The organism is Aliiglaciecola aliphaticivorans, assembly GCF_054782055.1.
On record NZ_BAAGTF010000086.1, the window covers coordinates 1 to 1,059 of the forward strand.

Sequence of the window (1,059 nt, forward strand, 5' to 3'; positions counted from 1 at the left end):
TCTTGGATATTCAATAATGTCATCTTAGGTGCCTGTTTTGGTGTTTTTTTATTTTTTGGTAGAAACAAAATAACGCAATTACAGGCACTTATCTTCTTTATTTGTGGGGATCCCTCAGGCTAAAGCCCGCGCTACACCATTAAGAATGTAGGCTGGTATTTTTGCCAGCGTGCCTTTTCCAAGGGCTGAAGCCCGAGCTACACCATTAAGAATGTAGGCTGGTATTTATTCCAGTGTGCCTTTTTCACGGACTGAAGCCCGCGCTACACCATTAAGAATGTAGGCTGGTATTTTTGCCAGTGCGCCTTTTCCACGGGCTAAAGCCCGAGCTACACCATTATATGTGCTCTCACATGGGGGTGAGCGAGGATGTTTTAGGAACGCAGTTCCGCCCGAGCGCACGACCGACATGGATGTCGGGCTGGAGGTAGCACCAGGGAAGGTTGACACCTAGCAGTTTATTACGTGGACAGGTATTGCATAACGCACCGAGGGGTTAGGTTTCCCCGTTGATGGCTCTTGCGCGGCAGCGCTTAGAAGGAAGGCTACCTATATCATTGCTCATAAAGGCGCTTCGTTAGGTAAATCGCAGGCATAAAAAAAGGCTACCTATATCATTGCTCATAAAGGCGCTTCGTTAGGTAAATCGCAGGCATAAAAAAGGCTACCTATATCATTGCTCATAAAGGCGCTTCGTTAGGTAAATCGCAGGCATAAAAAAAGGCTACCTAAACAGGTAGCCTTTCTTCTAATGGGAGTCTGGCGATGTGCTACTCTCACATGGGGAAACCCCACACTACCATCGCCGCTAACACGTTTCACTTCTGAGTTCGAGATGGGATCAGGTGGTACCGTGTCGCTAAGGTCGCCAGACATTAACTCGTTGTTTCGCCGTTTGGGCAAAACATTAACAAATTCGGAAAAGCGATATCATAATCAAATCGAGTTGCGTACTCTTACTCTTATTCAGAGCCTATTTTATGTTGTCTTGTCACACTTACAACACCAATACTTTTAAACTGACGGTTGACTGTTTTCGCTTTTCCTTTAGCGAGTAGA

At 45.8% G+C, this 1,059-nt stretch carries 1 rRNA gene; it reads right to left on the reverse strand.

Going from position 1 to position 1,059, the window contains the following annotated elements:
- Positions 1-757: 757 nt before the first annotated feature.
- Positions 758-873, reverse strand: a 5S ribosomal RNA gene (rrf, locus tag ACYVIL_RS20545).
- Positions 874-1,059 lie beyond the last annotated feature (186 nt).